The following is a 24005-nucleotide window of genomic DNA, read 5'->3' on the forward strand; positions in this document are numbered from 1 at the left end:
CCGCCTCCGCTGCGCAACCAACCCGCCACCCCAAGTAATGCCCCCAACGCCTGTTAACTAAACTGCCTAGTACTTACCTGTCTCGTAGCTCACATGACCCGGTGATTCCCCTGTTCACATCGGCGCGCACATGCATCTGCTCCCCCACCCGACCGCCCTCCGCGGCGCGAACACCGGCATTCGCGTTCGCGAGCTCCCGGACCCGCCCCTAGTGTGGTCACCATGAGGAAAGGGACCGCACCACAACGGTTTCAGGAGAAGTGGTCGACACTTCCCCTGCTGTTGCTGGGCGTCGTCCTCATCCCGCTCTGCCTGCTTCCGGCGCACGGAATCCCCGGCCACCCGACGACGGTGCCGACCGCCACGTCGACGCACGCGCACGAAGCGGTCCAGGCCGGCGCGGACGACCTGAGCGGCGAAGACGTCCGGGACTCGACGGCGCCGAGCGAGCATCCGTACCCCGGAGCCCCTCTTTGCGACTCCGAACTGGACTACAGCAGCACCACCGCACGTTCGTTCCCCGACAGATCACTCGATCTCAGCCTCCTGCTCCTCGCGGTTTCCGTTGTGGCGGCGGCAGCTCTCCGCTCCCGTCCGACGTGGTCGGCGCTCCTCCGGTCGTGGGCGGCACGCCCACCGTGGAGACCCTTCGGGTCGGCATTCCTGACACTCGCGGGAATTTCGCGAACCTGATTCGCACCGTGCTCGTCGCGAATCGCCACGTCAACGCCTTTCCGGCGTGAAGCAGCCGATTCCGCACCTCTCACCCCGCCCTCGGCAGAAGTGCGGCTTCCCCGCGTCGAGCACACCCGATCACCCGCACGGCGGCGAACGCACATCCGCATTCGCCGATCGCCGCCGCGCGCGCATCAGCACAAGCACTCTCCTTGCTTTCCCGACATGCGGTGCGCCCTGAAGCGCGCCCGATTCCTGGAGGTTCGCGTGATCCACGACTCGGTGATCGATTGCGTCGGCTCGACCCCGGTGGTCCGTCTCAGCCGGTGCTTCCCCGACGCCGAAGTGCTCGCCAAACTGGAGATGCTCAACCCGGGCGGGAGCATGAAGGACCGCCCCGCCCGGTTCATCGTCGAACGAGGACTCGCCGACGGGACGCTGCGCCCGGGCATGCGGCTGGTGGAGAGCACCTCCGGCAACCTCGGCGTCGCCCTGGCCATGGTCGCGGGACTGCGAGGCCTGTCCTTCACCGCCGTGGTCGATCCCAAGACCTCGCCGACCAATCTCCGGTTGCTGGAACTGTTCGGCGCCGACGTGGAGATGGTCACCGAGCCCGACGAGGCGGGCGGCTACCTGCACACCCGCGTCCGCCGGGCCCGGGAGCTCGTGGCCTCGACGCCCGATGCGGTGCAGATCAACCAGTACGCCAACGAGCTCAACTGGCGCTCGTACCACGAGACCGCCGGGGCGGAGATCCTGCGCGCCGTGGACGGCCCGATCGACTACCTGGTGGCCGCGGTCTCCACGACGGGCTCCGTCCTGGGCATCGGCCGGCGGCTGCGGCAGGCGAACCCGCGGCTCAAGGTCGTCGCCGTCGACGCGGTCGGCTCCGTCATCTTCGGCGCTCCCCCGGCTCCGCGCCAGATCCCGGGCTTCGGGGCCAGCCGGGTGCCCGAGATCCTCGCCCCGGACGAGATCGACGACGTGCTGCACGTCGCCGACGCGGAATCCGCCGCCGGGTGCCGACGGCTGCTGGACACCGAGAAGATCTTCGCCGGCGGCTCGTCCGGCGCGGTCATCGCCGGGACAGCCCAGTTGATCTCCCGGCTGCGCGAACCGGCGCGCATCGTGACCGTCCTGCCGGACCGCGGGGAGCGCTACCTCGACCTCGTCTACGACGACGACTGGGTGGCCGCCCAGCGGCGGGAACCGGAAACCGCGGTGACGTCGTGACGCACGGCGTCCGGGCCCGGACGCACGGGCGGCCGGGCCCGGCCCGCACCTCCGGCGACGGGCGGTGGAACCTCGTGCTGCTGTGGGCGGGGCAGTTCGTCAACACGGCCGGTCTGATGATGCTGGTGCCGATCATGCCCTTCTACCTGGAGCAGATCGGCACCACCGGGACCGCGCAGACCCAGACCTGGGCCGGAGTGGCCATCGCCGCCCCGGCCCTGGCCCTGACCGTCGCCACACCGCTGTGGGGGCGGCTCGGGGACCGCGTCGGCCGCAAGTGGATGGTCGTCCGGGCCCTGCTCGGCTTGGCGGTGGCCATGGTCGTCATGGCCACCGCCACCACCCCGCTGCTGCTGGTGGCGGGGCGCCTGCTGCAGGGCACGCTCGGCGGGGTGGTGGAGGCCGCGGCGGCGTTCGCCGGGTCGGCCGGGTCGGACCGGAAGCGCGGCGCCGCGCTCGGCAAGTCCTTCAGCGCGACCGCCGCCGGAGCTCTCGTCGGACCGATCGCGGGCGGGCTGTTCGTCGGCAGCGGTGGCCTGCCCCAGCTCATGCTCGCGATCTCCGCCGCGGCGGCGCTGCTGGCGATCGGCTGCGCCGTCGGCCTCCGCGAACCGGAACGCCGGGCGGGGCGGACCTCCGAGCGGCGGCGTTCGCCCGTGACCCAGGTCCCGGGCGCCACCTCGCTGGCCTTGGCCGCGGTCGCGGCGTACCTCGGCGTGTACGGGCTGATCCCGGTCTTCGCCGAACACCTCCGGGGCACCGAACCCACCGCGGCGAGCTCGTGGGTCGGCGTGCTCCACTCGGTGATGTGGGGCGCGTCGTTGCTCGGCTCGTTCTGGTGGGGCGAGCACAACGATCGCACCCGGCGCCCGGTCCGCTCCTTCGCGATCGCGGCGCTCGGCTGCGGGGCGAGCACCGCGTTCCTCGCCCTGCCGCTCGACGCGCTCGCGCTCATCCCGTTCCGGCTGGTCCAGGGGTTCTGCTTCGCCGCCCTGGCCCAGTCGCTGCTCCTGCACTTCAGCAAGCACGCCCCGGTCGAGCAGAAGAGCTCGTTCGTGGGCGCGGCCAACAGCTACCTGCTCATCGGCCAGTCGATCGGTCCGCTGCTGGCCGGTCCGGTGACCGGGGTCCTGCCCGCCGCCGGTGCCGTGCTCGCCATGGCTGCGACGTGCGGTCTCGGGGCGCTCCTCGCCACCGGTCCGGCACGGGCGGAGCGGGCCCTCGACGACGAGGCGGCCGAGGAGGAGCATTTCGACCAGCACACCGACGGAGTCGACGAAACCATGGCACTTCCCGCCGTCGAACCGGCGCGGAACGGGGTCACCGCCGTCCCGTTCCGCGGCTGGCACATCGCGCCCCACCAGCTCGGACGTCTCGGCACCCGCTACGCAACGCCGTGGGACCGCACCGACCGCGCCCCGGCAGCCGAAGCCGCGCGCACCTTCCGCGCCTGGCAGCACAGCGGCACGCTCGTCCGCGACCGCGAGCCCGCGTTCTACGCCTACGAGCAGAGCGGGCCCCGCGGCACGCTGCGCGGAATCCTCGCCGCGGTGCACCTGGACAGCGAGCTCCTCGCGCACGAGGACTCCGTCCCGGAGCAGATCCGCGGCATCGCCGACCTGATGCACGAAACGGCCGCGAACCTGGATCCGATCCTGCTGGGCTTCTCCGGCGACGGCCGGACCAGCGAGCACCTCCAGCGCGCGACCGCGCTGCCGCCGGTGTCCGAAGTGCTCGCCGACGACGGCGGGCTGCACCGCGTGTGGCGCATGTCCGACCGCGAGGCGCAGGGCGACATCACCGGGGAGCTGGCCGCGCGGGCGGCTTTCATCGCGGACGGTCACCACCGGCGCGCCGCGGCGCGGCAGCTCCGCCGGGAGTACTACGCGACCGGCAGCGGGCCCGGGCCGTGGGACTACGTCCTCGGACTCCTGGTCGACGTCGCGCAGACCCCGATGCGGCTGGCGCCGGTCCACCGGGTGCTCCCCCGCGCGGACCCGCGGGCTGCGCTGGAGGCCGCCTCGCGCGCGTTCCGCCTCCGGTCGCTGCACGGCGAACTCCCGCAGTGGTCCGCGATCCTCAAGCAGCACGCACGAACCGGCCCCGCGTTCGTCGTGGTGACGCCGACCGGCGCCTTCCTGGCGAGCGCGCCGGATCGACAGCTGCTGGACGTCGTCCTCAAGAGCTGCCCACCGGCCGTTCGGAACGTCCACTCGACGGTCCTGCACACCGTGCTGATCAACGAGCTGTGGCGGGTGCAGCCGGAGCACGTCTCCTGCACGGCCAACGCGCGCGAGGCGATCCGCCAGGTCCGCACGCGCGGTGGTCTGGCAGTGCTGACCACGCCGCCGACCCAGGCCGATCTCCGGGCGACCGCCGCGGCCGGTGTCCGGTTGCCCCCGAAGTCCACGTCGTTCGGGCCGAAACCGCACCCCGGTCTGGTCTTCCGCACGTGGGAACCGTGAGGCTCACCCCACCGGCAGGTGCCTGCGCACCGCGTCCGCGACCTCGTCAGCGGTGCTGAAGGTGAGCGGGTCGCTGATCCGCTGCACCGAGCCGTCCGGCAGGAGCAGGTAGTTGGCGGGCAGGACGGGCGGCGCCTTGAGCGCGACCTGGAGCCGCCCGTTCTCGTCCACCACCGACGGGTAGCGCACCCCGAGCTCCGCCATCAGCTCGAGGGCGGCGGAGGCGCGGTCCTGGACGTTGATGCCCACGACCGGGATCGCGTCCTCCCGGCCCGCGTACTCCGCCAGGGCGGGCATCTCCTCCCGGCAGGGCACGCACCAGGACGCCCACGCGTTGAGCAGCACGGCCTGTCCGGCGAAGGCATCGCTCAACGACACCGGCCGGGAGTCGGCGAGGCAGGGTACGACGACCCCGGCGAGGGGGCCGCTCGCCCGGGCTCCCTCCGGCGCCACCGGGCAGGACCGCAGCGCGGCGCGCTGACGCAGGTCGGCCAAGGCCGCGTCGTCCTCCATGACGGAGCCGCGGGCGCCTGCCGGTGGAGGCGTTCCGGGACCAGCGGAGACCTGGTCGTCCCGCGGCCACAGCGCGATCACCGCGACGACCGCGAGCGCGATCACCACGAGCGTCGAACCGATCTCACGCGACCACTCACGCACCTCGCGCACCTCCACCCGCTCGCGAATTACTAAGCGCGATAGTACTAGCCGGTCAGGCGACTAGAGGTAGAGGACCGAGCAGACCGCCAGCCCCATGACGAGCAGCGAGACTCCGGGACCCGCCACCAGCGTCGCCGCCGTACCGCCGAGCGCGGCGCGGTGGACGACGCGTCGCGAGCGAGGGGGCGGATCGGCGAGCCGAACGGCCCTGGAGAGCACCGAATGCCCTGCCGCGCCGAGCGATCCGGACGGCACCGGGCCCCCGGTCATCGATGCCAGCGCCGACAGCAACGGCCCGGCCCCCTGCCGCCGGACGGCGACGTCGTCGGCGCACATCTCCAGCAGCCGGCCGACTTCGCGCTCCGCGGCCCGGAAGAGCCGCACTCCGGGAAACGCCCGGCGGATCGCACCCAACACGGTCAGCAGGAGGTGGTGGCGACCGGCCAGGTGCGCGTGCTCGTGCGCCAGGACCGCGTTGAGCTCGGCCGGCGTGAGCGCGTCCAGCGCCCCGCGCGTGATCGCCACCGTGCGCAGCGGACCGGCCACGCAGTACGCGGCGACGTCCGCCGTCTCCACGACGACCACGCCCGGCCCGAACCCGGGAGCCGCGCAGCCGACCAACCGCAGCGCACGCGCGTGGCGCACTCCTCGCCGATGCGCCCGGACCCAGTGCCGCCCGGCCCGCCAGAGCGACCACCCGAGCCACAGCACGGCGAGGGCAGCCGCCGATGAGGCGGCCAGCGGGTGCTGACCACCGAGGGACCCCAGGGCGGTCAGACAGCTGTGGACGAAATCCGCGATCCGCCCCGACCAGTCCGTCGCCGAGAGCACCGCCACCGCAGCAGCGGCCACCCAGGAGGAGAGAACACCCGCCACCGCCAACGCCCACACCGCGATTCCCAACCGCGGCGCCGTTTCCGACACCGTGAGGCGGCGAAGCAGCCGCGGCGCCACCACCGCGCCGAGCGCGCCGTTCAACGCCAGGCAGGCAGCGAGGGTCATGACTTCGCCCTCGCCGCCAGCTTGCGCAACGTCTCCTGCAGGGACCGCACTTCCGCACGCGTGCTGCCCTCGATGAAGTGCGTCAGCACGGCTTCGGTGTTCTGCCCGTCGCTGAGGGCCTCGCGCATCAAGCGCGCCGCGTGCTCCTCGCGCGTCACGGTCGGCTCGTACCGGTAGGCGCGGCCGTCGCGCTCGCGCTCCAGCCATCCCTTCCGGCGCAGGATGTCCATCACGGTCATGACGGTCGTGTACGCCGGGCCGCGCTCCTCGCGGAGCTCCTCCACGATCTGCCGGACGGTCGCCGGAGCACCGCGCGACCACATCCGGTCCATGATGGCGGCTTCCAGCTCACCGAACCCGCGCACGAGCCACCTCCCACGATCCACGAAGCTTCATAGTACTAGGTGTGGTCGGCGTGTTCAGGAGGTGACGCTGGTGAAGTCCGGGTCGGGTGGTCAGCGAGGGCGCACCGCCTTCTCGGTGCGCCCTCGCTCCGGGTCAGGCCGGTTCGCCCGGTGGGGGCAGTTGGACCTCGAGGCCGTGCTCAGGGGCCAGGGTCATCGCCCGGTGGAGTTGTTCTTCGGACATCGGTTGCGGCGGGACTCCTGGGCGGGCCTGGTCACCGACTCCCGCGAAGTAGCGGTCCATGCCTCCCGGGGTGTACATCGTCAGGGTCTTGCCCGGGTGGACGCCGATGTTGCGGAGGCTGTGGACCGTTCCCCTGGGGATGAAGATGAAGTCTCCAGGGCCTGCTTTGAAGGTCTGGTCGCCGGAGAAGAACTCCAGGTCACCGGCCAGGACGTAGATCCCTTCGTCCTCGTTGGAGTGGATATGCGGGGGTGGGCCGTCCCCGGGCGGGACCGAGACCTCCATCAGGCTCAGGGAACCTCCGGTGTTCTCCCCGGTCGCCTTCATCGTGTAGATGTCCGCGCCGATCCAGACCGACTCGCCCTCGTCGGCTGGCACGTGCAGCAGGCCCTTCCGGGGCTCCGCCTCGTTGCTGGTCACTCGACCTCCATGGTGTGACGTGCGTTGTTCTGGTCAGCTGTGCAGGACGATCGCGGCGTTGATCCCGCTGAAGGCGACGCTGTGGGACACCGCCAGCCGGATCGGTGCCGTCCTGGCGGTCGGCCCCACTAGGGACAGGGTTTCGTCGACGGGTTCGCGCAGGTTCGGGTTGGCGTGGACGAATCCGCCGCGCAGTTGCAGCGCGGTGGCGATCAGCTCCTGCAGACCCGCTGCCGTCAGGCAGTGCCCGACCAGCGGTTTCGTGGAGTTGATCAGCGGTGCGGAGCCGAAGACCACGCTGAGGGCGTGGGCCTCCGCCGTGTCGCCGGCCGGTGAACCGGTGCCATGGGCGTTGACGTAGTCGACCTCGTCCGGCCGCACCCGGGCCGATGCCAGCGCGGCCTGCAGCGCGGCGGCCTGGCCCGCCGGGTTCGGATCGGTGCCGCGGCGGGCGTCGAGGCGCTGGCCCCAGCCCGCGATCGCGGCCATCGGCCGCACTCGCGCGCGGCTCTCGAGCACGATCGCGGCCGCGCCTTGGCCGTAGACGAAGCCGCGCCGCTGTGCGTCGAACGGGCGGCAGAGCCGCCACGGCTCCAGCTCCTCATCCGGTGCCGCCATCGCGCCGCTGTCGCGGAAGGCGCGGAGTTCGGCCGCGGACAGCTCCGTCACCGGGGCCACCACCAGGCAGGCGTCGACCTCGCCCGCGGCGACCAGGCGCGCGCCGAGGATCGTGGCGACAGTGCTGCTGGCAGAGGCTGCGCCGGCCGTCCAGCCCTCCCCCGCGACGCCGGTCGCCTGGCTGACCGTGCCGACGACGTCGGTGTCCAGGTGGGTGAGGACGTGCGATGGCCGCAAGCTGCCCGGTCGGTCGTGGAATCCGCGCAGCGCCTCGGCGTGGTAGCCGAGCGCGAGGTTGTTCCCCGCCACGATCAGCGCGGTGTTCTCCCGGTCCTCGATCCCGGCCGAACGCAGCGCTGCCTCGGCGACGCACGCGGCGGTCTTCCCGGGCAGGGCGGACCGGCGGGTCGCGCGTTCGAGCCGCTCCGCCGCGTCGGGCAGGTGGCGCTGCGCCCAGGCTGCGACGGAGAACCCGTCGAGCAGCGCGGCGGCTCCCGTCCTGGACTCGGCGGGCAGGTCGGCCGCGCGCACGCCGCTGCGGCCCTCGCGCAGGGCACCGGTGAAACCGTCGAGGTCCTCGGCGATGGAGTTGAGCACGCTCGCGCCGGTGATCAGGACCTCGCGCGTCATCGGGCGGCCCTGCGGGTCTTCGGTGCGATTCCGTAGGGCGTGCGGCGGAACGGGTAGCCGGGCAAGCGGACTCGGCGGTGCGGCGCCCGCTGCCACAGCTCCGGCCAGTCGATCTCCGCACCGCCCAGCCATTCCTGGACGCGCGGGTCGGTTTCCGCCGGTGCTTCAACGCCTTCGGCGATCCGCACCAGCCCGGCGCGCAGCTCCTCGTTCGTGCTCGCTCGGACCACTGCACGCGCGGCCAGGTGGTCGCGGCCGGTTTGCAGCGTCCAGGCGGTGGCGGCCGGTTCCGGAGCACTCGGCCCGGCGACGAAACCGGCGAGCCCCGCGGCTACCCGGCGCAGCGCCTCGTCGTCGGTGCCGCTGATCGGGAACACCATCGACGTTCCGTCCCAGGAACCGTCCGGCGAGTCCACCGCAGGCGGCTCCTCCAGCACCACGTGGGCGTTCGAGCCGCCGATGCCGAAAGAACTGACGCCCAACCGCCGAGGAGCATCCCCCGGCGACCACGGCACGCTGCCGAGCGCCACCTCGTCCGGGTGGTCGTGGACCTCCAGGTTCCCGTCCATGGCGAGGATTCCGGCGCCGGTGGGGATCGCGCCGTTCCGCAGGACCAGCACCGCCTTGGCCAGGCTCGCCGTGCCCGCGGCTCCTTCCAGGTGGCCGATGACGGCCTTCACCGTCCCGATCCACAGCCGCTCGCCGGGACCGGCGAAGCGCACCGGTCCGTCCGCGCGGGCCAGCTCGCGCAGGCCGTTGAGCTCCTCGACGTCCAGCTTCGTCCCGGGGGCGTGCGCTTCGAGGTAGCCCAGCGATGCCGGGTCCACGTCGCCCTGCGCGAGCGCGCGGCGCAGCAACCGGGCCTGCGAACCGCTGTCGGTCTTGACCAGCCCGCCGGCCCGGCCGTCGTGGTTGGCCGCGGCGCCGCGGATGATCGCCAGCACCGGGTCACCGGCCTCCAGCGCGTCGTCGAGCCGCTTGACCACGAAGCACAGCACGCCCTCCCCGCGCACGTACCCGTTGGCGTCGTCGGAGAACGGGCGGCAGGTTCCCGACGGCGACAGCGCGCCCATGTGCGCCAGCGCTCCGGTGAGCCAGCCCGAGGCGTAGACGTTGGAGCCGCCGACGATGGCGGTGTCGAAGTCGCCCGCTCGCAGGCCGGAGGCCGCCAGCGCCAGCGCGCTCAGGCCGCTGGAGCAGGCGGTGTCGACCGTGATGCTGGGTCCGCGCAGGTCGAAGAAGTTCGAGACCCGGTTCGACAGGTAGGCGGCGATGCTGCCGGTCAGCGAGTAGCGGTCCAGCACGCCGGTGCTGATCATCCCGTCCCGGAAGTCGCTGGTGGACGAACCGACGAACACCCCGACCTCCTGGCCGCGCAGGCTGCTCGGCGCTATGCCCGCCGACTCCAGCGCTCGCCAGGTGGTCTCCAGCAGCAGCCGCTGCTGCGGGTCCATCCACACCGCCATCCGCCCGACCACGTCGAAGAACTCCGCGTCGAAGGTATCCACATCGGACACCAGAGCGGCGGTCAGCCCGCCTTCCCCGGCGACCTCGGCGTCGTAGCCGACGAGGCGCTCGGCGGGGACCGGACCCATCATGGGGCGGCCGGTCAGCAGCGTTTCCCAGAACTCGTCGACGTCGTCGCCACCGGGCACCCGGCAGGACATCCCCACGATCGCCAACGGGGCCAGCTGCGCGTTCTCGGTCACCGGGCTATCTCCTCTGCTCGTCCGTACCGCTGCTCGACCAGTCGCCGGAAGTCGGCGGAACCCCAGGCCTGTTCGTGGCGGCCGGCCTCGATCGCGATCGCGGCATCGCCCTCGGCCAGGGCCCGCTCGGCGAACTGGCCTTTGAGCAGCTCCAACGCGTATCGCGGCGCCCGCGCCATGCCGCGGGCCAGCTCGAGCGCGGTGTCGAACACCGACTCGTGCGGCACCACCTTCACCGGTGCCGAGCGGGCGCGGAGCTCGGCGCCCGGGTAGCCGCGGCCGGTCAGCAGCATCTCGGTTCCGAGGGTGTGCCCGAGGCGGCTCGGCAGCAGCCAGGTCGTGCCGTACTCCGGAACCAGGCCGTAGTTCAGGAAGTTCGCCGCGTAGCGGGAGCGCTCGGAGAGCACCGGGACGTCGGCGTACAGGCCGAAGCTGAGCCCGCCGCCGATGGCGTGGCCCTGCATCGCCGCCACCACCGGCAGCGGGCAGTGCGGGAAGGCGCGGACGAACGGTTCGACGTCGGCGCGCTCGTCGGTCAGCAGGTACTCCCGGCTGGCCCCGGCGGCGAAGACGGTGGGCAGGCCCGCGGCGACGATCACGTGCACCGCGGGGTCGGCCGCCGCCGCTGCCAGCGCGGCCGGAACGGCCTCGACCAGGGCGGCTGAGATCGCGTTGCCGCCGTCGGAGTCGGCCACCGTGACCACCGCGACGCGCCCGTCGGTCTCGACCGTCACGAGATCGCTCACAGGTCCGCCTCTCCGCGATTCACAGTGGTGGTTGCGTCCAGCTCAATCTCCCGTTTCGCGGCTTCTTGTGGCTGGTTCGCGTCACGGTCCCCTGAGCCGCGGTTGAGGAGGGCTGGGGCTGACAGAGGGTGGCTCACAGCAACCCCTCCTCGCGCAGCCGCCGCAACCGGGCGCGCACTCCCGGATCGGCGGCCGCTCGCTCGAACACGCGGTGCGCGTGCTCGGCGTAGTTCTCCGGCAGCGGATCGAGAATCCGGTGGCAGGACTTCAGATCACCGATCGCGTCAGGTCTCGGCATGCGCCGCAGCGCGCGCAGGATCCGTCGCACTGCCTCCTCCGGCTGTTCCGCCACTTCGTCGACCAGGCCGAGCGCGCGGGCCTCGGCCACGTCGAGCTCCTCGGCCAGGACCGCTCTGCGGAACACCTCCCGGGTTCCGATCCGGGCCGACACGAACGGGGTGATCAGCACCGGTACCAGGCCGAGCAGCAGTTCGGTGAGGCGGAAGCGCGCGTTGCGCCCGGCAAGCACGAAGTCGCAGCTGCTCGCCAGCCCGACCCCACCGCCCGTCGCACGACCGGTCACCACCGCGACGGTCACCAGCGGGCTGTTCGCCAGGCCGGACAGCAGTTCCCACAACGCCTTGCCGTCCGCGGCGGTCCAGGCTCCCTCAGAGTCCACCACGGACAGATCGATGCCGGTGCAGAAGTCGCCATCGGAGTCCAGGACGACCGCCCGGCAGCCGGGTGTCCGCTCCGCGGCGCGCAGGCCGTCGAGGAGTTCGCCCACCACGTCGCCGCGCAACGCGTTGCCCGCTTCCGGACGGCACAACCGCACTCGCGCGCAGGCACCGCTGATCTGCACGTTCACCGGAGCCATCGGTATTCCCTGCGGTAGTCGGCGATCGAGGCCAGCACCGCTCGCGGACGCTCACCGGTTCCCCAGCTCGCCAGCTCCGCACCGTCTACCTCGCCGTGCTCGGCGCCGAATCCCACGGCCTGCGCCCGGTCCACGGCCGCGTCGTAGGCGTCGACGGTCAACCTGGTGCGTGCGGCGAGTTCGCGCTCCAGCCCGGTTTCGGCGATCAGCTGCCGCGCTCCGGGCACCACTTCGCCGGCGAGGAACTCCGAAGCGCAACCGGATCCGTAGCTGAACACACCCACCGACAGCCGCTCATCGGTCGGCGCCGCGGCGATCGCGCTGATCAGCGCCAGCAGCGTGGTACCGGAGTAGATGTTGCCGACCTGCTCGGGGAACCGCAGCGACGGCGCCACCCGGCGCGCGAAGTCCTCCTGCACGCCGCCCGGGCCCAGATCGGACAGCTTGCGCACGCCGGTGCGGTGCGCGCCGCGGACCATCCCCGGGAACGGGGTGTGCATCGCCAGCAGGTCGTAGGACCCGACGAAGTCCACCCCCGGCTTGCGCTCGGCGTGGTCGGCGAACGCGCCCAGCAGGCAGTCCAGGTAGGCCATCAGGGACAGGTCGGTGTCCATCACGTCGACGTCCGGTGCCGGGCGGAAGAAGTCCGGCGTCTCGTAGCCGTAGCAACCGGACGTGCCCAGCTCCAGCGCGACGATCCGGGGATCCTCCCCGACCAGCACCGCCACCGCCGCGGCCCCCTGCGCGGGCTCCATGTACGAGCCCCGGGTCGGCACCGGTGTGTCCGAGGCGATCACCAGCGCCCGGCTGCCCGGCTCCGCGGCCACCACCGACGCCGCCAGCTGCAAGGCCGCGACACCGCCGTGGCAGGCCTGCTTGACCTCGAACAACCGGCATTGCCGCGGCAGGCCGAGCAGGCGGTGCACGTGCGTGCTCGCCGCCTTCGACAGGTCCAGCGGCGACTCGGTGGCCACCACCAGCGTCCGGATGCTCCGGCGCTCGGCGTCGGTGAGCGCGTCGACGACCGGCCGGGCCGCGGTGGCCGCCATCGCCACGATGTCCTCGCCCGGGGCGGCCACGCTCTTGCGGCGCAACCCCAGGTTGCCGAGCCGCGCCGCGTCGAGACCGCGAGCGGCGAACAGGTCCTCGGTCTCCAGGTAGGCGCTGCCGCAGTACGCACCCACTGCGTCGATGCCCACCCGATGCGCGCTTCCGACGTTCATCCGCCCCATCCCTGTGCTCTCCTCCCGGGCAGGCCGCCTCGCCCGCACGAGGCGGCCTGCCCGGTCACCGTTCGTTGGCGCTGGCCAGCAGCACGTCGACCAGCCCGGCGATGTCCTGCACCCCGGCGAAGGTCTCCGCCCGCAGCTCCAGCCCGATCTCGTCGAGCGATCCGACGACCACGTCCATCCGGTCCAGCGAGTCGCAGCCCAGGTCGGTCATGCTGCGGTCCTCGCGGATCTCGGCCGGGTCGATGTCCGAGCGCACCGACAGGATGTTCCCGCGCACCACCGCGAAGACGTCTTCCCTGGTCAGCACGATGGCCCCTACGCGTTCGCGGCGACGTGCTTGATGAACGCCTCGGGCGTGCCGTGCTCGTAGAGAGCTTCGACGGTCTCGGCGACGCCGAGCTCCGACTTGATCATCGCGACGTACTCCACCGCGAGGATGGAGTCCAGGCCCAGCTCGGTGAAGCCCGCCGTCACATCGATCTTGCTCACCTCCACGTAGAGCACCTCGGCCAGCAACGCCAGCGCCGTGCTCTCCGCGGAGGTCTTGGTCTCGCCGCTCATCCGGTTCTCCCCGTGTTCACTAGCGTTTGATTCCTTCATTGCGACGCTAGACGCGCCCAGCCGACGCAGGTCGTCGCAAGCGCGCAGCGCTTAACCCACCCTCGGCACTTGCACCGCCACGCAAAACGAGCCTGGAATCAATCCCTTACCCGCTCTGCCACTTGATCGCGGCGCACGCCGACATCTCTCCCGCTCCGGCGAAACCGGCGAGCACCACCAGCGAGCCGGGGGCGATCCGGTCGGCCCGCAGCGCGTGGTCGAGGCTGACCGGCACGCCCGCGCCGAAGAGGTTCCCGTAGGAGTCGAAGGTGTCGAAGTGCTTGGCCGGGTCGATGCCCAGGTCCCGCGACCAGTTCCGCAGCAGCAGCCGGTTCGGCTGGTTGGTGATCAGCAGGTCGACGTCGGCCACCTCGTGCCCGGTGCGGCCGAGCACCTCGCGGACCACCTCGGGCACGATCTTGGTGCCGCGCTCGATGACGTTCTGCGCCTTGGTGTTGTCGAACCCGACGTCCATCTCCGAGGTGCCCGGTTCCCAGTACAACCGGCCGTCGGCGAGGGTGATGTCGACGTCCGGCGCGAACTCCGGGTGGTGCTGCACCTTCGTGGCCAGGATCGGCGATTCCTCCGACGCCGTCACCAGTGCCACCGCCGCGCCGTCGCCCGGCACCGATGCGTGGGCGGAGGTCCGCACGCCGGGCTGGGTGAAGATCTTGCCCGCGTTCTGCGACACGCACAGCAGCGCCGTCCTGACCCCCGGTTCCTGGAGCATCTTGCGCGCCAGGTCGAGCATGTGCGGGAACACCACGCAGTGTCCGTTGTGGAGGTCCACAATAGACTCCGGTGTCGCCCCGATCCGCCGGGCCACCTCAGCGCCGGAGCCCAGGAACGGCACGTCCGGGAGGGCGTTGTAGGTGATCACGACGTCTACCTCGCGGAGCACGTCGGTGCCGTGCCGCTCCGCCAGCGCGTGCGCGGCCTGCTCGATGAGGTCGGCCCCGGTCTGCTCCCGCGAGGCGTACCGCCGGAACTCCGGGGACCGGAACATCGGGTTGCGCAGCAGCGGGTCGTCCGGCCGCGCGTACTGCTCGAAGTACTCGCGACCGACCTTGTTCGGCGGCTGGTAGCTGGCGACGTCGATCAGGCTGACCGGCTTCACCGCGCGACCCCCGGGACGATCGGGATCCCGTTGCGGTGCCGGTGTTCGAGGATGGCCTTGGTGTTGTCCATCTCGATGCGGTGGCCGGCGTTGAAGTACGGCCACAGCTCGCCCACCCACCGCCGGTCCGGGCCGGGCGACTTCTCCGGGTACGGGTTCTCGGTGTAGTACGGGTGGTGGCAGTTGGTCATCATCACCACCGAACCCGGCTTCTTGAGCACCAGCTCGGCGGGCAGGACGCGGAAGAGGTAGATCATCCACAGGTCCTCGCCCTGGTCCCAGGCGGCGTGGTAGTCGATGGTCATCGCTTCCGGGTTGGACTCGATGCGCAGGAAGATCCGGGTCATCTCGTCCACCCGGTCCCAGCCCACGTGCAGCCCGGTGTCGTCGACCGGCTGCAGGCCGCGCACGCTGAAGGTGTACTCCTCCTGGCTGTGCACGTCGGCCAGGTAGTCGAACACGTCGCGGGGCGGGCAGTCGATGTAGGTGTGCAGGGTGCAGTAGTCCCCGTACACCTCCTCGTGCGGGTAGGTGTCCTTGGTGGCCTTCATGGCCTGGTCGACGATCTCGGCCATGGACCGGGTCTCGCAGCGGGCCAGCCCTGGGATCTCGGCCAGTTCTTCGTCGGAAACCCTCACTTCGGCGATGTCCTCTCGGTCGAATCATCGGTCGGCACGAACGGCAGGTAGGGCGGCATCTCGTCGGGGCGCATCTCGATCGACACCAGCGACGGACCGGTGGTGCTGTCGCTCGCGGCCAGGAAAGAGCGCAGCTCGTCGAGAGTCCGGACGGTCCGCGCCCGGATGGACGGGAACATCGCGGCGACCCCCGCGCCGATGTCGCTGCCCCGGAAGGCGTTGTAGGTGTGCTCGGCGTCGTAGAACAGCTCTTCGCGCGACTTGCAGGCCGCGTGCGAGTTGTTGTTGAAGATCACGAAGGTGACGGGCAGGTCGTGCTCGACCGCGGTGTGCACCTCCATGCCGTGCATGTAGAACGAGCCGTCACCGGCCAGCACGAAGGTGCGCCGCCCGGTGGCGAACGCCGCGCCGATCCCGGCACCGAAGCTGAAGCCCATGCCGCCCATGCCCAGCGCGAGCAGGTAGCGGCCGCGGGCGGGCGCCGGGAGGAAGTGCAGCACGCCGCACCCGGTGTTGCCCGCGTCGGAGACCACGACCGCGTCGTCGGGCACCGCCTCCGCGATCGTCCCGACGACCTCGCGCAGCGCGATCCGGTCGCCTTCGGTCCGCTCGTGCGGCAGGAAGTCCAGCCCGTCGTGCGGCGGTGTCGCCGGAGGCTGCCCGAGCAGCTGCTGCGCGGCCGACCGCAGGCGGGCGCGCAACTCACCGGTTTCGAGCAGCACCTCGTCGCCGACGTGGGGAGCCTGCCGGTCGAAGCAGACGATCTCCTTGCCCGCCAGCGAAGCTTCCAGCCCCGCCCGCGCCACTTGCGGGAACCGCGTGCCCACCAGGACGAGGGTCCGCGCGCGATCCAGGCAACGCCGCACGCTGGGATGCCCGTTCGCGCCGGCCACCCCGACGAACCGCGGGTCGTGGTTGTCGAAGACGTCCTTGGCGTCCGGCTCCACCGCCACCCACGCACCGAGGCCCGCCGCCAAGCTCGCCAGCTCCGCGCGCGCGTCCGCGCGCACCACGCCCGAACCGGCCACGATCAACGTCGGCCCGCCGCTTCGAGCGGCTTCCAGCGCCCGCAGCACCCGCTCGTCGAGTTCGCCGGGCTCCTCGTCCTCGACCGGGAGGTCCACCGGTTCCAGCTCGGTCGACGCCTGCTGGACGTCCTTCGGGATCAGCAGGACCGCGGGCCCCCGCTCGCGCTCGGCGGCGTGCATCGCGCGCGGCAGCAGATCGGCGATCTCGTCCGGTTTCTCCACCCGGGCGCAGAACCGCGACACCGCGGCGAACAGCGCCGGGCCGTTCAGCGATTCGTTGAGCCCGCTCTGGTCCTGGAACGCACCGCGGCCTTCCAGCGAGGTCGGCGGCTGTCCGATCAGCGCGAGCAACGGGACCCCGGAGGCGTAGGCCTCGCCGAGCGCCGGAACGAGGTTGAGCGCCCCTCCACCGGAAGTCGCCGCGACCACGGCGAGGCGGTTGCTCGCCCGGTGGTAGCCCTCGGCCATCGCACCGGCGGAGAACTCGTGCTTGCCGACGATCCCGGCCACGCGCCCGGAGCCGCGGGTGATCGCGTCGTAGATGTCTTCGACGTTGGCCCCGTGCACGCCGAAGACGTGCCGCACACCAGCGGAGTCGAGGTGGTCGACGATGCGGTCCACGACCCGCTTGCGCTCAGCGTCCGGCATTGACCACCTCCGCGAGGATCCCCAGCCCGTGCTCGATCTCGGCGTGCGTCGCGGTCACCCCGATGCGCATCGACCGGCGCGCGTGCGGCTCGCCGTGCAGGTGCGGCAGGTAGAACGGGGCGGACGGGGCGATGAGCACGCCGCGGTCCTTGAGCTCGTGGAACAGCTCCGAAGTGGACGTCTTGAGCTCCGGCAGGTGCAGCCAGCGGAACTGGCCGCCGTCGGAGGCGTGCAGCCAGAACGGCACCCGCAGCCGCTCGTCCAGGACTTCCCGGATGAGCTGGTGGCGCTGCCGGTAGCTCTCGCGCAGTTCGCGGTGGCACAGGTCGAGGTACCGGTCGTCGCGCAGCAGGATCAGCACGGCCAGCTGAACCAGCTGCGGCGGGAACGTGGCGACCTGCGCCTGGAACCCGCCGAACAGCTCGATCAGCGGTTCCGGGGCGATCACGAACCCCAGCCGCTCACCGGCCAGCGCCGCCTTCGAGAAGCTCTGGACCAGGACCACGTTGTCCGCCCAGGGCATGCCGAGTTCCCGGAAGGCCAGGCCGGGAACCACCGGGGCGTAAGCGTTGTCGACCACCAGCAGCGCACCGATCTCGGCGCACTCCCGGGCCAGTTCGGCCAGCGCCTCGTCGGAGATCACGTTCCCGGCGGGGTTGCTGGGCCGCGAGACCACGACCGCACCGACATCGCTGCTGAGAGCTCCGCGGGGCGGGACGTAGCGGAACTCGTCGTCGCCCTCGCGCACGACCTCGGCGGGCACCATGTCGTAGGCGACGTCGCGGTGCGTCAGGTACCCGGGGTACTCCGGCCCGAACAGCACGACCTTGCGGCCCCGGTCGGCCATCAGCTCCGAGATGTAGTGGAAAGCGGCCTGCGCACCAGGCGTGATCAGCACGTTCGCACCCGACACCGGCAGCGAGAACCGCTCGGCGTAGCGAGCCGCGAGCTGCTCGCGCAGCTCCGCGTCACCGTGCACCCCGTGGTACCGGGTGACGCGGCTGGTGAAGCTGGGATCCGCTACGGCGGCGCGGAAGGCCTCGCGCACGGCGTCGGAGATCGCGGGCAGTTCCAGCGGCATGCCGGTCGCCAGGTTGTGCCAGCCCTGGTCGACGGCCAGCAGGTACGGGACGACGTCCTGCCACTTCTCGATCGGCGGCGCGCTGACCGCGGTCATGAACGGGCCCCGTCCCGGTAGCGGTCCGCGATCCCGCCCGGCAGGTCCAGCCGGCCGATCGGCGAGTAGTCGTAGCGGTCCACCGGGTCCTGCGAGGGCGAGACGATCAGCTCGTTGGCCCCGGCGACGTGCGAGGTGACCTCGTCGCTGGCGAACAGGTAGCCGATGCCGTCGACGAAGGTGCAGCCCAGATCCGTCAGGTTCATCCGCGCACCGTCCACCGTGACCAGTCCGAGGTCGCGCAGCCTGCCGACCTCAGGCGCGAACAGCTCCCCCGCGTCGATGCCGTAGCGCTGCTTCAGCACGTCGAAGTCCACGCCGCCGGACCGGATGCCGAACATGATCGCGCGGCGCACCCGCTCCTCGTCGGGCAGCGTGTGACCCCGCCACACCGGCGCCTTGCCCGCGTCGATGGCGTCCACGTACTGCTGGTTGTCGCACACGTTGTAGTACTGCGTGCCGCCGATGTAGCCGAAGCTGCTGACCCCGACCCCGACCAGGTTGTCCTCCTCGATGGAGTCGAACTTGTTCTGCTGCTGCTGGGAGTGCACCTTGCCCTTGGCGTAGTAGAAGACCGGCCCGCGCACGAATCCGGCCGCGTTGAGCACGTGCTCGGCCATGTAGTGCATGCGCAGCCGGTCCGTCGCGTCCGGGAACAGCTCCGGGTTGCGCATGTACTGGCGGGTGATCGGGTCGGACCGCTTGAACATCAGCGGGAAGATGTTGAACTTCTCGATGCCGGCGTCCATCAGCTCGATGATCGTGTCGTACCAGTTGCGCAGGTCCTGCAGCGGCAGCCCGAAGATCAGGTCGACGTTGAGGTTGCGGATGTCGCGCTGGTCCAGCAGCTCCAGCAACCGGTAGACCTCGGCCCGGCCGTGCCCGCGGTTGAGCTTGGTCAGCACGTCCTCGTTCATCGACTGGATGCCGAAGACCCAGCGGTTGACCCCGCCTGCGGCGATGGCGTCCAGCCGGTCCTCGTAGTCGGGCTGGCGCACCACCCCGGGGTGCAGCTCGAAGGTGATCTCGGTTTCCGGCCGGGTCCGGACGTTCTTCCACAGGTGCTCGAACAGCCGGGTGATCTGGGGCGCCTTCAGGTAGGAGGGCGTGCCGCCGCCGAAGTAGATCGACGAGGCGTTCAGCCCCTCCGGCGATTCGGCCGAAACCCGCTGCTGCACAGCGGAGATGTCGTCCAGCAACGCCCCCACGTAGCGCTCCACCCAGGAGTCGGCGGCGTTGATCTCCTTGTAGAAGTGGCAGAACGTGCAGTACTGCTCGCAGAACGGGATGTGCAGGTAGACGTTCTGGGAGCTGGTGACGTCCCGGAACACCTCGTGCTCATCGATGTCGTGCAGGAACTTCAGCGGCGGGTAGGTGCCGACGAGGTAGTACTCCAGGGGCGTGCGGTACACGCCCGCGGCGCGCAGATCGTCCAGAGCGATCGCGCGCACCTGCTGGTCGGCGTACTCCACCGCCTCGGCGAAGCTGGGCAGCATTCGGTCGCCGCGCGCACCCGGAGCGCTCGGCTGATTCGGTTCCCGCACTCGGTCTCTCCTCCGGCCAGGTCGCCCAGGCCTGTCTGCGTGTCAACTCCCGAACGCCAAGAACGGCTAAACCACGACTTGACGCTTCTGCGGAACTGGAATCCGCATTGCTGCTGTGCGCGCACTGCGTTTCACACTATTACCAGTACGCATTTCAACAATCGCAGTGACGCACGCCACCACCCTTCGCAGTAGCACCGCGCCACGTCACCGCATCGACCAAACGGACTAATCCATCCTGAACCATCCAGCAGTACGAATCCGAAATTATCCACTCAGGACGCGAAACCCCCAGAAACCCGGACAAAGGCTGACACAACTACCGGACGGATAGCGATAACCCCAGTTCAGCGGCACAGTCGTGCGCCGTTGCTCATCAGTTCCAATGGTTCCGCGATCACCGACCGCTAATGTCGTTCAAAGGCAAACTATCGGTCGGCGCGGGTGCTGGAATCAGCCCCGGCAGCGGTTCATCAACATCCGGAAGCCTATGCACGCCTTCTCGCGATAGTCAACAAGCATTGCGACATCCGCCGCAGTCCAGCGACTTCCATCCCGTTCTTGACAGTCGCCCCGTTCACTCGGCAGGGTGAACGGGACACGTGATCTGGTCGTGACCTGATCACGCGGACTCTCCGGGCGCATTCGAGCCGCCCGGATCGATCGTCTGGGGACAAGGGAGCTCTACGTGGATCCAAGCCGTGCCGGCACCGGCTGCCCCGTGTCGCGGATCGCAGCGGAATTCGACCCGTTCGGCGACGCGTACCAGCACGATCCGGCCGCGCTGCTCGCCGCGGCACGCGCCGAGGAACCCGTCTTCTACAGCCCGGAGCTCGACCACTGGGTGGTGACCCGGTACCGCGACGTCAAGGAGTTCTTCCGCGACACCAAGCGGTTTTCGGCCTCGAACGCGCTGGAGCCGATCACCCCGCTGGGGGAGAAGGCTCGCGCTCGGCTGGCGGAGTACGACTTCGCACCCGGCCCGGTGCTGGTCAACGAGGACGAACCGGTGCACATGAGGCGCCGCAAGCGCCTCGCGCCACCGCTCGCGGCCGAAGAGGTGGCCAAGCTCGAGGGCCGCATCCGGGACCTGGTGACCAGCTACGTCGACGCGTTCGTCACCCGCGGCACCGCCGATCTCATCGACGACCTGCTGTGGGAGGTTCCGGCGATCGTCGGCCTGCTGGTGTGCGGGGTGCCGGACGAGGACATCGACCGCGCCCGGCACTACACCATCAAGATGGGCATGTTCACCTGGGGGAAGCCGACCGAGGAGCACCAGGTCGAGATCGCCGACCAGGTCGGCCAGTGGTGGCGGCTGTCCGGGCAGCTGGTGGACCGGCTCAAGCGCGAGGGCGGCCAGGGCTGGGTGCCCACCGCCATCGACGTGCACCGCGACGACCCGGAACTGGTCGACGACAACCACCTGCAGAACATGATGATGAGCGGCCTGGTCGCCGCCCACGAGACGACCACCAACGCCACCGCGAACGCGCTGCGCTTCCTGCTGTCCCAACGGAATTCGTGGGAAGAGCTGTGCGCGGACCCGGCGCTGATCCCGAACGCGGTCGAGGAGTGCCTGCGCTTCCGCGCATCGGTGCAGTGCTGGCGGCGCAAGGCGCTGGTGGACGTCGAGGTCGAAGGCGTCACCATCCCGGCGGGCAGCCGCGTGCTGCTGGTGATCGGCTCGGGCAACCACGACGAGACCGTTTTCGACAACCCGCAGGAACTCGACATCCACCGGCCGAACGCCAAGCGCCACCTCGCCTTCGGCATGGGCGCGCACGCCTGCATCGGCGCCCCGCTGGCCCGGCTGGAGATGCGGATCATCCTCGAAGAACTCACCCGCAGGCTGCCGCACATGCGGTTGGTCGAGGGCCAGGACTTCGGCTACCTGCACAACGCGTCCTTCCACGGTCCGCGCCACCTGCGCGTCGAGTGGGAGCCGGCGGACAACCCCGTCGACGCCTGACCTTCCCGCGGAATCCCGCGCCCTTTCCCGAAAACCCCGGCCGCACAACGCGATCCGGGCGATCGGACATCACACGAGGAGCATCATGGCAGCAGCACGCATCGCGGTCGTCGGTGGCGGAGTCGGCGGGTTGAGCAGCGCGCTCCTGCTCGCCCGCCGCGGGTTCGAGGTGGAGGTCTTCGAACGCGACACTCCCCCGCCCGCCGACCTGGCCGACGTGCAGGGCTGGCCGCGCCCCGGCGCACCGCAGTCCCACCACCCGCACGTCTACCTGGGCCTGTTCCGCCGCCTGCTGCGGGAGAACCTGCCCGACGTGCTGCGGGACATGCACGACCACGGCGTGGACGAGCTGCCCTTCAGCGGGATCCGCGGCCCCGTCGAGCCCGGCGACGAAGACCTGGTGATGATGGCGGCGCGGCGCAACACGCTGGAGTGGGCGCTGCACCGAGCAGTGGCCGGCGAGAGCCGGATCCGCCTCCACCCGGGCGTTTCCGCGCAGCTCGCCGAGCCGGTGGACGGCGTGCTGACCGGAGTGCGCACCCCTGCGGGCGTCGTGGACTTCGACCTCGTCATCGACGCCACCGGTGCGCGCTCCAGAGTCGGCCAGCAGTACCTGGAGACGGTGTCGGAAGCCGAGTGCGGCAAGGTCTACAACAGTCGCTTCTACGCGCTGCGCGAGGGCGTGCAGCGGCCGCCGCTGGAGCACGGTTCCACCACCGTGGTCGACGGACTCGGCTACGGCGTAGCGCTGTTCGCCCACGACTGCGGGGTCTTCTCCATCGACGTCGGCCGGTTGCCGGAGGACGACGAGATGAAGAAGCTGCGGGATCCGGAGGCCTTCGATCGCGTGATCGCGCTGTTCGACAAGTTCGAGCCGTGGTTCGCCGACGGCAACGCCACGCCGATCAGCGACGTGGTGCCGATGCCCGGGCTGCGCAACGTGCTGCGCACCCTCAAGCCCGACGCGCCGAGGGGCTACTTCCCGCTCGGCGACCGGGTGTGCCTGACGGACCCGACGTTCGGCCGCGGCCTGGCGCTGGCCCTCGCGCACGCGGTGCGGCTCAGCGAGACCTTCGCCGCGGCCGACGGCGACCTGACCGGGCTCAACGTGCGAACCACGCAGGAACAGGTGGAATTCGTCCGCCCCTGGTTCGACGACGTGGTCGCCCAGGACGTGGTCCGCACCTCGCTGTGGCGCGCGGCGGTCAAGGGCGAGTCGTGGCAGGACCTGCTGGTCGACGCGCCGCCGAACCCGTTCCTGATGATCGACGCGGAGGAGCACGACCCCGAGCTGGGGCTGGCCGCCCGCCGCTACGTGAGCATGCTGACCAGGACCGTCGACACCACCGAGGTGCACGAGCGGATCCAGGCCATCATGGAGCTCTCGGAGGCCGGCGAGCAGGCGGCGTCCACCGCGCCGACCTACGCCGACGTCCTCGCGGCCCTGGACGGCTGAGTCCCCGCGAGCCGGCGCCCTTCAAGAATATTCGAACGACCACGTCGGCCGCTCCGGCCGACTTCGAGAGGACGATGGAATGCACGCACTGCTCGGAGCGACCGGCCTGGTCGGCGGACAGGTGGCGGCCGCGCTGCGCAGAAGGGGCCTCGCGGTGCGCGCGCTGGTCCGCGACGCCGGCCGCGGCCGGGAACTCGAGGAGCTGGGCTGCGAGCTGGCGGTCGCCGACATCGACGACGTCGACACGCTGGTCGCCGCCTGGACCGGCGTGGACAGCGCGTTCGTCATGCTGCCGACGTACTACGACTCCGCCGACGTGCTCGCCACCTACGACCAGCAGATCGACAAGATCGTCCGCGCCCTCGAGATCGCCAGGCCGCCGCACGTCGTGGCGCTGTCCGCGGAAGGCTCGGAGATCCCGGAGGGCACCGGGCTGATCCTCACCACGCGGGCGCTCGAGAGAGCGCTGCGCGGCACCGGGTTGCCGACCACGGTCGTGCGCTGCCCGCTGTTCATGGAGAACTTCCGCTACGCGGTCGAACCAGCCCGCGAGCACGGAGTCCTCCCCAGCTTCCTCGTGCCCCTCGACCGCGAACACCGCATGGTCTCGGCGATCGACGTCGGCGCGGCCATCGCCGACGCCATCGCCGACCCAGCGGATTCCTCGCGGATCAGGTTCATCTCCGCCCCGCGCGAGTACTCCACCACCGACATCGCCAAGACGCTCGCCACCCTGCTGGACCGCCCCGTCGCGGCGGTCGAGGTCCCGCGAGACGAATGGCACGACCAGATGACCGGCATCTCGGGTTGCAGCGCCGACGCGGCCCGCCTGCTCACCGACATGTACGACAGCTTCAACGCGGGCAGGCTCGGCGTCGAACCTGGAGCCGGCGAGGAGATCACCGGCCCCACGACCCTCGAAACAGCCCTCGCCGGAGTCACCTCCCGCTGAGGAGGCCGGGAAAGGGGATCG

The 24005-nt window shown here is 70.9% G+C and carries 22 protein-coding genes; 6 read left to right on the forward strand and 16 right to left on the reverse strand.

Annotated elements, in window-relative coordinates; all coding sequences use genetic code 11:
- Positions 1–222 precede the first annotated feature (222 nt).
- The 3 genes from OU416_RS08475 to OU416_RS08485 all read left to right on the forward strand — a co-directional run bounded on the left by OU416_RS08475 (position 223) and on the right by OU416_RS08485 (position 4373).
- Positions 223–693 (forward strand): hypothetical protein, encoded by a 471-nt coding sequence (locus OU416_RS08475; RefSeq protein ID WP_270926298.1) that lies wholly within the window; start codon positions 223–225, stop codon positions 691–693.
- 249 nt (positions 694–942) lie between these two features.
- Positions 943–1908 (forward strand): 2,3-diaminopropionate biosynthesis protein SbnA, encoded by a 966-nt coding sequence (sbnA, locus tag OU416_RS08480; RefSeq protein WP_270926299.1) that lies wholly within the window; start codon positions 943–945, stop codon positions 1906–1908.
- The gene (locus OU416_RS08485; protein ID WP_270926300.1) at positions 1905–4373 is read left to right on the forward strand and encodes an MFS transporter; all 2469 of its coding nucleotides are present in this window, start codon (positions 1905–1907) and stop codon (positions 4371–4373) included. Before sbnA ends, OU416_RS08485 begins: the two co-directional genes overlap by 4 nt.
- 3 nt (positions 4374–4376) lie before the next feature.
- Here OU416_RS08485 and OU416_RS08490 read toward each other — a convergent pair whose 3' ends face one another.
- The 16 genes from OU416_RS08490 to OU416_RS08565 all read right to left on the reverse strand — a co-directional run bounded on the left by OU416_RS08490 (position 4377) and on the right by OU416_RS08565 (position 19604).
- On the reverse strand, positions 4377–5030 hold the full coding sequence (locus OU416_RS08490; protein ID WP_270926301.1) for a TlpA family protein disulfide reductase: 654 nt from the start codon (positions 5028–5030) through the stop codon (positions 4377–4379).
- A 60-nt stretch (positions 5031–5090) separates the two neighbouring features.
- Complete coding sequence (locus OU416_RS08495) at positions 5091–6032, reverse strand: M56 family metallopeptidase (RefSeq protein WP_270926302.1); 942 nt, start codon at positions 6030–6032, stop codon at positions 5091–5093.
- The gene (locus OU416_RS08500; protein ID WP_270926303.1) at positions 6029–6397 is read right to left on the reverse strand and encodes a BlaI/MecI/CopY family transcriptional regulator; all 369 of its coding nucleotides are present in this window, start codon (positions 6395–6397) and stop codon (positions 6029–6031) included. The genes OU416_RS08495 and OU416_RS08500 overlap by 4 nt, the downstream gene beginning before the upstream one ends.
- Before the next feature lie 133 nt (positions 6398–6530).
- Positions 6531–7040, reverse strand: a complete 510-nt coding sequence (locus OU416_RS08505) for a quercetin 2,3-dioxygenase (protein ID WP_270926304.1) — start codon at positions 7038–7040, stop codon at positions 6531–6533.
- Positions 7041–7073: 33 nt separating this feature from the next.
- Positions 7074–8288: a beta-ketoacyl synthase N-terminal-like domain-containing protein gene (locus tag OU416_RS08510; protein ID WP_270926305.1), complete on the reverse strand. Its 1215-nt coding sequence runs from the start codon at positions 8286–8288 to the stop codon at positions 7074–7076.
- Positions 8285–9997, reverse strand: coding sequence for a beta-ketoacyl [acyl carrier protein] synthase domain-containing protein (locus tag OU416_RS08515; protein ID WP_270926306.1), 1713 nt, complete (start codon positions 9995–9997; stop codon positions 8285–8287). The genes OU416_RS08510 and OU416_RS08515 overlap by 4 nt, the downstream gene beginning before the upstream one ends.
- On the reverse strand, positions 9994–10743 hold the full coding sequence (locus OU416_RS08520) for a polyketide synthase (RefSeq protein WP_270926307.1): 750 nt from the start codon (positions 10741–10743) through the stop codon (positions 9994–9996). The genes OU416_RS08515 and OU416_RS08520 overlap by 4 nt, the downstream gene beginning before the upstream one ends.
- Before the next feature lie 133 nt (positions 10744–10876).
- Positions 10877–11620, reverse strand: coding sequence for an enoyl-CoA hydratase/isomerase family protein (locus tag OU416_RS08525; RefSeq protein WP_270926308.1), 744 nt, complete (start codon positions 11618–11620; stop codon positions 10877–10879).
- Positions 11608–12843: a hydroxymethylglutaryl-CoA synthase family protein gene (locus OU416_RS08530; protein ID WP_270926309.1), complete on the reverse strand. Its 1236-nt coding sequence runs from the start codon at positions 12841–12843 to the stop codon at positions 11608–11610. The genes OU416_RS08525 and OU416_RS08530 overlap by 13 nt, the downstream gene beginning before the upstream one ends.
- Positions 12844–12907: 64 nt before the next feature.
- A complete protein-coding gene (locus tag OU416_RS08535) occupies positions 12908–13159 on the reverse strand; it encodes a phosphopantetheine-binding protein (RefSeq protein WP_270926310.1) in 252 nt (83 codons plus the stop codon).
- An 8-nt stretch (positions 13160–13167) separates the two neighbouring features.
- Positions 13168–13413 carry an acyl carrier protein gene (locus OU416_RS08540; RefSeq protein WP_270926311.1) on the reverse strand — a complete coding sequence of 82 codons (246 nt, stop codon included), beginning with the start codon at positions 13411–13413 and terminating at the stop codon, positions 13168–13170.
- Positions 13414–13558: 145 nt separating this feature from the next.
- Positions 13559–14569 carry a 3-oxoacyl-ACP synthase III family protein gene (locus OU416_RS08545; protein WP_270926312.1) on the reverse strand — a complete coding sequence of 337 codons (1011 nt, stop codon included), beginning with the start codon at positions 14567–14569 and terminating at the stop codon, positions 13559–13561.
- The gene (locus tag OU416_RS08550; RefSeq protein ID WP_270926313.1) at positions 14566–15207 is read right to left on the reverse strand and encodes an SRPBCC family protein; all 642 of its coding nucleotides are present in this window, start codon (positions 15205–15207) and stop codon (positions 14566–14568) included. The genes OU416_RS08545 and OU416_RS08550 overlap by 4 nt, the downstream gene beginning before the upstream one ends.
- Complete coding sequence (locus tag OU416_RS08555; RefSeq protein ID WP_270926314.1) at positions 15204–16883, reverse strand: thiamine pyrophosphate-binding protein; 1680 nt, start codon at positions 16881–16883, stop codon at positions 15204–15206. Before OU416_RS08555 ends, OU416_RS08550 begins: the two co-directional genes overlap by 4 nt.
- Entirely contained in the window at positions 16870–18060 is a 1191-nt protein-coding gene (locus OU416_RS08560; RefSeq protein ID WP_270926315.1) for a valine--pyruvate transaminase, read from the reverse strand. The genes OU416_RS08555 and OU416_RS08560 overlap by 14 nt, the downstream gene beginning before the upstream one ends.
- A complete protein-coding gene (locus OU416_RS08565; protein ID WP_270926316.1) occupies positions 18057–19604 on the reverse strand; it encodes a coproporphyrinogen-III oxidase family protein in 1548 nt (515 codons plus the stop codon). Before OU416_RS08565 ends, OU416_RS08560 begins: the two co-directional genes overlap by 4 nt.
- A 688-nt stretch (positions 19605–20292) precedes the next feature.
- Here OU416_RS08565 and OU416_RS08570 point away from each other — a divergent pair.
- From OU416_RS08570 to OU416_RS08580, 3 genes are all read left to right on the forward strand, one after another.
- Positions 20293–21576 (forward strand): cytochrome P450, encoded by a 1284-nt coding sequence (locus tag OU416_RS08570; protein WP_270926317.1) that lies wholly within the window; start codon positions 20293–20295, stop codon positions 21574–21576.
- Between the two features lie 85 nt (positions 21577–21661).
- Positions 21662–23032, forward strand: a complete 1371-nt coding sequence (locus tag OU416_RS08575; protein WP_270926318.1) for an NAD(P)/FAD-dependent oxidoreductase — start codon at positions 21662–21664, stop codon at positions 23030–23032.
- Positions 23033–23111: 79 nt separating this feature from the next.
- A complete protein-coding gene (locus OU416_RS08580; RefSeq protein ID WP_270926319.1) occupies positions 23112–23984 on the forward strand; it encodes an NmrA family NAD(P)-binding protein in 873 nt (290 codons plus the stop codon).
- Positions 23985–24005 lie beyond the last annotated feature (21 nt).

It is taken from the genome of Saccharopolyspora indica (genome assembly GCF_027853965.1).
Taxonomy (GTDB): domain Bacteria; phylum Actinomycetota; class Actinomycetes; order Mycobacteriales; family Pseudonocardiaceae; genus Saccharopolyspora; species Saccharopolyspora indica.